At 57.6% G+C, this 8,167-nt stretch carries 7 protein-coding genes and 1 pseudogene; 7 read left to right on the forward strand and 1 reads right to left on the reverse strand.

Annotated elements, in window-relative coordinates; translation table 11 throughout:
* The 7 genes from ACTTKG_RS07645 to ACTTKG_RS07675 all read left to right on the forward strand — a co-directional run.
* Nucleotides 1-709, forward strand: a 709-nt coding sequence (locus ACTTKG_RS07645) for a glycosyl hydrolase family 18 protein (protein ID WP_442673628.1), incomplete at its 5' end; no start/stop codon positions are given.
* Between the two features lie 32 nt (nt 710-741).
* Nucleotides 742-2,673, forward strand: a complete 1,932-nt coding sequence (locus ACTTKG_RS07650) for a polysaccharide deacetylase family protein (protein WP_442673629.1) — start codon at nt 742-744, stop codon at nt 2,671-2,673.
* Between the two features lie 179 nt (nt 2,674-2,852).
* Nucleotides 2,853-3,761 carry a 1-phosphofructokinase gene (gene pfkB / locus ACTTKG_RS07655; RefSeq protein WP_442673630.1) on the forward strand — a complete coding sequence of 303 codons (909 nt, stop codon included), beginning with the start codon at nt 2,853-2,855 and terminating at the stop codon, nt 3,759-3,761.
* Nucleotides 3,762-3,790: 29 nt separating this feature from the next.
* Nucleotides 3,791-5,713, forward strand: coding sequence for a PTS fructose transporter subunit IIABC (locus ACTTKG_RS07660; protein ID WP_442673631.1), 1,923 nt, complete (start codon nt 3,791-3,793; stop codon nt 5,711-5,713).
* Complete coding sequence (locus ACTTKG_RS07665; protein ID WP_442673632.1) at nt 5,714-6,058, forward strand: hypothetical protein; 345 nt, start codon at nt 5,714-5,716, stop codon at nt 6,056-6,058.
* A 37-nt stretch (nt 6,059-6,095) separates the two neighbouring features.
* Nucleotides 6,096-6,458, forward strand: coding sequence for an ArsR/SmtB family transcription factor (locus ACTTKG_RS07670; protein WP_442673633.1), 363 nt, complete (start codon nt 6,096-6,098; stop codon nt 6,456-6,458).
* A 107-nt stretch (nt 6,459-6,565) separates the two neighbouring features.
* A complete protein-coding gene (locus ACTTKG_RS07675) occupies nt 6,566-7,933 on the forward strand; it encodes an FAD-dependent oxidoreductase (protein WP_442673634.1) in 1,368 nt (455 codons plus the stop codon).
* 81 nt (nt 7,934-8,014) lie between these two features.
* Here ACTTKG_RS07675 and ACTTKG_RS07680 read toward each other — a convergent pair.
* A pseudogene (locus tag ACTTKG_RS07680) lies at nt 8,015-8,167 on the reverse strand (nickel-dependent lactate racemase); the annotation flags it as partial.

Genomic DNA, 8,167 nt, shown 5'->3' on the forward strand with positions numbered 1-8,167 from the left:
GCGTGTGGAAAAGGACAAGGAGATCCTGAGCCGCATCTTGGCGACCGATGAGGGAATCGAAGATGAAGCGGATGCTATGGCGGATCTGGCGCAGGATTTTGGCATGGAGGGTATCGAGCTTGATTATGAGAACTTCCGCAAGGATGAGGCGCTTGTGACGCGCTATGTCGCCTTTACAAAGAAACTTGCCGAAGTCGCGAAAGAGCGCAACTTGAAACTGCGCATCGTGCTTGAACCGTCGATGGCTTACGATGTGGGACTGCCCGAGGGACCGGAGTATGTCGTGATGTTTTACAATCTCCACGGCAAACACAACGACCCGGGACCGAAGGCGGACCGCGAATTTATCCAAAAGACCCTGCAGAAGATGGAAGCTCTGCCGGGTAAGAAGTCCGTCGCTTTCGCAACGGGCGGCTGCCTGTGGCAGGATTACGCGCTCTTTGGCATGAAGGGCGGAGAGAAGAGATTCCTCAGTGAGAAGGAAGCGGCGGAGCTTGCGGAGCAGTACGAAAAGCAGCCCGAGCGCGATGCAGAGAGTGCGGCGCTCCACTTCAAGTTTTCGGCGGACGGGCATGACAATGAGGTTTGGTATGCCGATGCTGAGACGCTGAACGCATGGATCACGCTGGCGGCGGAAAGCGGCGTCGAGTCCGTGGGTATATGGCGGCTCGGCGGCAACATCGATCTCGCCGATGTGAGCCGTGAGTAAGTTGGAAAGAGCAGAAAAAGAAGGGACACGTCATGCGCAACTGGAAAATGAGAAAAAGCAGAGGACCGCAACGCGCGCTTTGTGCACTGAGCTTCGCACTCGTCGCCGTCTGCGGCGCTCCGGCAGCTGCTGCGCCTGCGGCGGATCGGGCGGCGATTGACGCCGCCTTCGAAGCATCGAGGCTGGCGGCGCTCGCCGGTACGGAAGGCTCGGAAGCGACGCCGGAATCTTTTGCTGCCGTCGAGGCGAGCGACGAGACGAAAGCGCCAGAAGCTCCGACGGAGAAGCAGACGCCTGCCGCATGGGGCGCTTACGATGCACTGCGGCGGCAGAACCACGGGCGCATTGCTGAGAAGCAGCGCTTTATCTGCAGCACGAAGCCTGCCGTTATCTTCACCTTCGGCGGTTTGTCAAAGGAAGAGCCTTTGCTGGAAATCTTGGAAGAGATGAAAGCGCAGGACATGCGCGGTACATTTTTCGTCACGGAGCGTGAGCTGCAGCGAAACAAGAAGAACATCGAGCTTATCCGCGCCTATGGACAGGAGTTGGGCATCGGGCTTCGTCCCGAAGCGGGTGCAGACTTCGACGACTATTGCGGGCAGATTGAGCGCATCCGCGAAGGGCTTGCCGCCTACGGTGCGGATACGAATGTCGTGCGCCAGATGTCGGGCGCGGAAGAAGCCGCAATCGGAGAAGCCGTGTCGGCGATGGGCTGCATCCTCGTGGGGCAGGGCTTCAATGCCGTGCAGTCGAAGCACAAGGACGCGCAGTCGCCGGAAGAGGTCATGCCCGATCTCTTCGGACGCTGGACGACGTCCTTTAATCGCGGCGAGATCATTTACATGCGTACCGACTACTACACGCGCTCCTCGCTTGCTGTCGAGCTTCTGCGCACCTTGAAAGAGAAGAAGGTTGACAATATCGCCTACACGACGCACTCTCTGCCCGAAGAACGTGCAAAGGAGCAGGCGGCGTCAGGCTATCGCGTCTGCTCCGTCCTCGACGTTCTGCGCGATACCGACGAGCTGTTCACCTACCCCGTCGATCTGGCGGCGCTGCCCGAAGAAGTTCGTCCATACTCCACGGAGAAAAAACTGGCGGGCGGCGAGCTGATGAAAGCATTTTACAAATACTACGTCGGCGCTCCCGAAGTCGGCGAGACCGACCGCATGTTTGGCTTCTCGCGCATCGAAATGCGCAAAGCCGATAAGACGGGCATCGTCAAGACAGCGGCAGACAAGACGGTGTTCTTCACCTTTGACGATTGGGGCAGCGACGATTCGATCAACCATTTGCTTGCCGTCTTGAAGAAGCACCATGTCGCAGGTACGTTCTTCGTCATCACGAAGAACATCCATAACAATCCGAGCCTTCTGCGCGCTATCGTGGAATCAGGCAACGAGATCGGCAGTCATACAGACACGCATACGCCGATGTGCGTGCCCGATAAAAATGGCAAAAACAAAGCCGTTATGGATGAGGAAACTTACGAAAACGACGTACGATCATCCTATGAGAAACTTGCGCTGACGATGGGCGACATGAAACTGCCGTCGGGCAGATACGCCTTGACGCGCATCCTGCGGCCGCCGACGCTTGCCGTGAGCCGCTCGGGCATCGCGAGTATCTTGAAGAGCGGCTTTCACTACGTCGTCAACGGCAGCGGCAGTACGGAAGACTACAACGCCGTATCCTTGGAATCGCTCGTTGGCATCCTGCACCGTCTGACGCACGAAGACGACGGCTCGGTCAAGCGCGGCGCGATCCTCGTCATGCACATGAGCGCGACCGCCATGCGCACTGCGCCGGCGCTCGATATGCTTCTGACCGCGAACGATCTTTTGCCCGACGGCCATCCGGGCAAATTCAAAGTCGGTCTTCTCGGTGACTACCTGACGGGGGATTATGAACAAACGATGAAACAAGTGCCGCCGCTTGAAGTGAAAAAAGTCAGTCCGTTTTGAGAAAATAGACAGGAAGAGCGCAGTCTTTTGTTGGCTGCGCTTTTTGTTTGTTTTTCCCTCGTGCCGCACACATTAGGGGAAATAGCTGAGCGCCCTTCGATTCCGCTTGCCTTTTCATGCGCTTTTAAGGTATACTGAAAATGCGATAATCGGTGTCATTTTGGATTGAGGTGAAGGCTATGATTTACACCGTGACATTTAATCCGTCTCTCGACTACATCCTGCGTCTTGACGATCTTACAAGAGGGGAGATCAATCGTGCGACGTATGAGAACATCCTGCCCGGCGGCAAGGGACTTAATGTGTCGATGGTCTTGAAGAATCTCGGCCACGAGAGCCGCGCGCTGGGATTCGTGGCAGGATTCACGGGCGAAGCCGTCGAAAAGCAGTTCAAGAGCTTCGGCTGCGAGGCGGACTTCGTGCATCTTGACGAAGGGTTTTCGCGCATCAACGTGAAGATCAAGGCGAAGGAGGAAACGGAGATCAACGGGCAGGGACCTTTGATCCCGAAAGCGGCGCAGAACGCACTTTTTCAAAAGCTCGAAACGCTCAAGGACGGCGATACGCTCGTCCTCGCGGGCAGCATCCCGAACACGCTTCCCGATGACATCTATGAGCGCATCATGGAGCGGCTCGCGCACCGCGGCATCCGCATCGTCGTCGATGCGACGAAGGGGCTTCTCCGCAAGGTATTGAAGTACGGGCCTTGGCTCATCAAGCCGAACAATCATGAGCTTGGCGAAATGTTTGATACGGAGCTAAAGACGGAGAAGGACATCCTCGCGCACGCGAAAAAACTGCAGGAGATGGGAGCGAAAAATGTCCTGATCTCGATGGCGGGCGACGGTGCGCTCTTCCTGACGGAGATGGGAGAATCCTTCCGAAGCCCTGCGCCTGAGGGTACGCTTGTCAACTCCGTCGGCGCGGGCGATTCGATGGTCGCAGGCTTCCTCGCCGGTTTTGCGGAGTCGGGCGGCTCGTGGGAGCGCGCCTTTTTTATGGGCGTTGCGACGGGCTCCGCTTCGGCGTTTTCTGAAAATCTCGCGACGCGTCCTGAAGTTGAGGCCTTGTTGAAAACGATCGGCTGAATGTTGGCTGATAGAAAGGAACGGTCGATATGCGTATTACGGACTTATTGAAGAGCGAGAGCATTGCGCTCGGCGTACAGCCGAAAGATAAAAATGACGCCATCGCTATCTTGACGGGACTGATGGAAAAGGGCGGCAATCTCTCGGACAAGGCGCAGTACGAGAAAGACGTGCTGGCGCGGGAAGCGTCGGGCACGACGGGGCTCGGCGACGGCATCGCGACGCCGCACGCGAAGAGCGCGGGCGTCAAGGCGCCGGGGCTCGCGGCGATGACGGTGCCGGAAGGCATGGATTTCGAGGCGATGGACGGCAACCCCTCGCGCCTCTTCTTCGAGATCGCCGCACCCGCGGCAGAAGCCGATGTGCATCTTGAAGTCCTGAGCAAGCTCGCGACGATGATCATGGATCCCGACTTCAAGGAAGCGCTGATTGCAGCGAAGTCGAAGGAAGAATTCCTCTCGCTCATCGACGCGAAGGAGGACGGCAAGTTCGAGGCGGCGAAAGAGCCTGCGCCCGCCGCTGCAGAGGAAGCCGCACCGCCGGCAAGCGCCGCACCGGCGGCAAGCGCGAAGAAGATCCTCGCCGTCACGGCTTGCCCGACAGGCATCGCGCACACCTTCATGGCGGCAGAGAGCTTGGAGCAGCACGCAAAGAAGCGCGGCATTTCCCTCAAGGTGGAGACGAATGGCTCGGGCGGCGCGAAGAACGTGCTGACAGCGCAGGAGATCGCTGAAGCCGCCTGCATCATCGTCGCGGCAGACAAAAACGTCGAGATGGCGCGTTTTGAGGGCAAGCCCGTGATCCAAACGAAGGTTGCAAATGGTATCAACAAGGCGGACGCGCTCTTGGACGAAGCGCTTTCCGGCTCCGCGCCGATCTATCATCATGCGGGCGGCGCGGCGGCGGCGGAAGAGAGCGCGGCGGACGATGAGAGCATCACGCGCCAGATCTATAAGCACTTGATGAATGGCGTATCGCACATGCTGCCGTTCGTCATCGGCGGCGGCATCCTCATCGCTCTCGCGTTCCTCTTGGATACCTTCGATCCGGCGAATCCCGGCAACTTCGGCTCGAATCTTTGGTACGCCAAGACCTTCATGGACATCGGCGGCATTTCCTTCGGCTTTATGCTGCCCGTACTCGCGGGCTTTATCGCCATGAGCATCGCGGACAGACCCGGGCTTGCCGTGGGATTCGTCGGCGGCGCTTTGGCGGCATCGAGCGGCGCTGGCTTCTTGGGGGCGCTCATCGCCGGCTTCGTCGCAGGCTACGTCGTCAATGCACTCAAGAAGGTCTTTGCCGATCTGCCGCACTCTTTGGAAGGCATCAAGCCCGTCCTGCTCTATCCGCTCCTTGGCGTCTTTCTCATCGGCGTCATCATGAACTTTGTAATCAACCCGCCCGTAGTGGACATCAACAACTGGATGATCGAGACCTTGAAAGGCATGGATACGTCGAGTCGCATCTTCGTCGGACTCCTCATGGGCGGCATGATGGCGGTCGACATGGGCGGTCCCGTGAACAAGGCGGCGTACGTCGTCGGCACAGGTATGCTCGTGTCGGGCGAGTACGGCATCATGGCGGCGGTCATGGCAGGCGGCATGGTGCCGCCGATCGCCATCGCACTTGCAACGACATTCTTCAAGAGCCGCTTCACGGAGCAGCAGAGGAAGTCGGGCGTCGTCAACTACATCATGGGGCTTTCGTTCATCACGGAGGGCGCGATTCCGTTTGCGGCAGCCGATCCCCTGCGCGTGATTCCGTCGTGCGTCATCGGCTCGGCGACGGCGGGCGGACTGTCGATGTTCTTCGACTGCACGCTTCGCGCACCGCATGGCGGCATCTTCGTCGTGCCGACGATCGGCAACCCGCTGCTCTATCTCGTGGCGATCTTCGCCGGCGCCGTCCTCAGTGCGCTTTGCCTCGGCATCGTCAAGAAGAAGGTGGTATAAATGACGGCGCTGATGAAAAAAAGCGGTGCGCTCTTTTTGACGCTCGCCCTCCTTTGCCTTGCATCCGTCGCTTCGGCATCGAGTGAAAAGATCACGAAGGACGGCTATTTCAAGGGCATACGTCTGGCGGGCAAGGTGCGCGTTGTGGAACATTTCCCCGACATCAAGGTTCAAGTGAAACAATCGTTTCCCGACCTCAAGGTTAAGACGGTCGAGTCGTTTCCCCATGATGTGGGTGAGTGGCAGTTCGTGGACTTCGGCGAAGATTTCAAGATCCAATTCGTCGATCACTTCCCCGACATCACGATCAAATTCGTCGATGCTTTTCCCGGCGTGACGCAGTAGGCGATGCAGCAAATCATTTGGAAGGGATTGTAAGGATATGCAGGAAACACCTGTGCGCCTGCCGCACGATCACGGACAGCAAGAGACCTTTCTGCCCAATATGCCGGATGCGGAAACACTCGTCACGGTATCGGCGGCGATGAAGCAGCTCGGTGACGCGACGCGGCTGCATATCTTCTGGTTTCTTTGTCACTATGAGGAATGCGTGATCAACATCGCCGCCTATATGCAGATGTCAAGTCCGGCGATCTCGCATCATCTGCGGCTTTTGAAAACGAGCGGACTCATCACCTCGCGCCGCGAAGGCAAGGAGATGTACTACCGCGCGGCTGCGACGCCGCTCGTCGAGGAGCTGCATCACACGATTGAAACAGTCGGGCGCATTTCGTGCCCGCGATAGAAAAGGAAAGATTTCTCCCCGCTTTGAACGCTTGGGGCGACTATATATTGGATATATATGGATAAAGGCAGCATGGACTATCCATGTTGTATAAAGGAGGATTTTACATGCAGGAAACAAAGCGGTATCAGAATCTGATCCTTGGCTTTGGCAAGGCGGGCAAGACGTTGGCGGGCTTTTTGGCGAAGCGCGGCGAATCCGTCGCGCTTGTCGAACGGTCAAAGGAGCGTTATGGCGGTACCTGCATCAACGTCGCGTGCATCCCGTCGAAGTCGCTTGAGTACAGCGCTCGGCTTTCGGCGGCGGCAGGCGGTGATTTTGCAGCGCGGGCGGTGCGCTATCGGGCTGCGATCAGAGAAAAAAGGCGCTTGACGGCGATGCTTCGTCAGAAAAACTACGAAAAGGTCAAAGCGGCGGGTGTCGTCATACTCGACGGCGAGGCTTCTTTTGTTGATGCGCATACGGTGCGCATCGCTTCTGAATCGGGCGACAGCGCCGTGCAAGCGGATCGGATCTTCATCAATACGGGCGCATCTCCTTTTGTGCCGCCGATTCCGGGGGTTAAGGAAAGTGCGCATGTCTATACGAGCGAGACTATGATGGAGCTTGAAGAACTTCCGAAAAAGCTCGTCATCATCGGCGGCGGCTACATCGGTCTGGAATTTGCGTCCTACTATACGAATTTTGGCTCTGCCGTCACAGTTGTGCAGGATACGGCGGATTTTATTCCGCGCGAAGATCTGGAGATCGCCGCCTGCGTGGAGCAGTCGCTCAAAGAACGCGGCGTTGTCATCGTGAAGAGTGCGAAGGTGCGCGGCGTCAAGGACGAGGCTGGCTGCGCCGCACTTACGCTGGAAACGCCCGAGGGCGAACGGCGTCTCACGGCAGACGCCGTTCTCATCGCAACGGGCAGACGTCCGGAGCTTTCCGCTTTGCAGCTGGAAAAGGCGGGTGTGAAACTGACAGAGCGCGGTGCGATCGCTGTCGACGAGAAGCTGCAAACGACAGCGGAGCATATCTGGGCAATGGGCGATGTCACAGGCGGCTTGCAGTTCACCTATATCTCGCTCGATGATTTCCGCATTGTCAAGGATACTTTGGTTGGAGCGGGAGAGCGCACGATACAGAATCGCGGCGCTGTTCCCTACACGGTATTCTTAGATCCGCCTCTTTCGCGCGTGGGGATGACAGAGGAAGAAGCGCGCGCGAAAGGCTTCGAGGTCGTCGTGCGAAAACTGGCGGTTGCCGCCGTACCGAAAGCGCAGGTGCTTAAAAATCCTGTAGGACTCTTAAAGGCGATCATGGATGCAAAGACGGATAAAATTCTCGGTGTGCATCTCTTTTGCCCCGAGTCGCAGGAAATGATCAATGTCGTCAAGATGGCGATGGATGCAGGAATTACGGCGAGTACTCTCGCGAACGCTGTCTATACGCATCCGACGATGACAGAAGCCTTCAACGATCTCTTCGCTTGAAGGGGTTTGTCTGAACGAAAAGAGGGCAACAAAAAAAGGCTGCATCCGCAGCCCTTTTTTTGTTGCCCTCTTTTCGTTGCCTCAGCGCACGATGACGGAAACGCCGTCGGGGATGACGGTGACCTTTGCGTCCTTGCCTTTGATCTCGAAAGCGCGTTTCAGCGCCTCGTCGAAGGTCAGCGCGTGCTCCATGTGCATGTCGCGGATCATTTGGGCATCGCAGAGGTCGGTGAC

This window comes from Selenomonas sp. (assembly GCF_052169755.1).
GTDB lineage: Bacteria > Bacillota > Negativicutes > Selenomonadales > Selenomonadaceae > Selenomonas.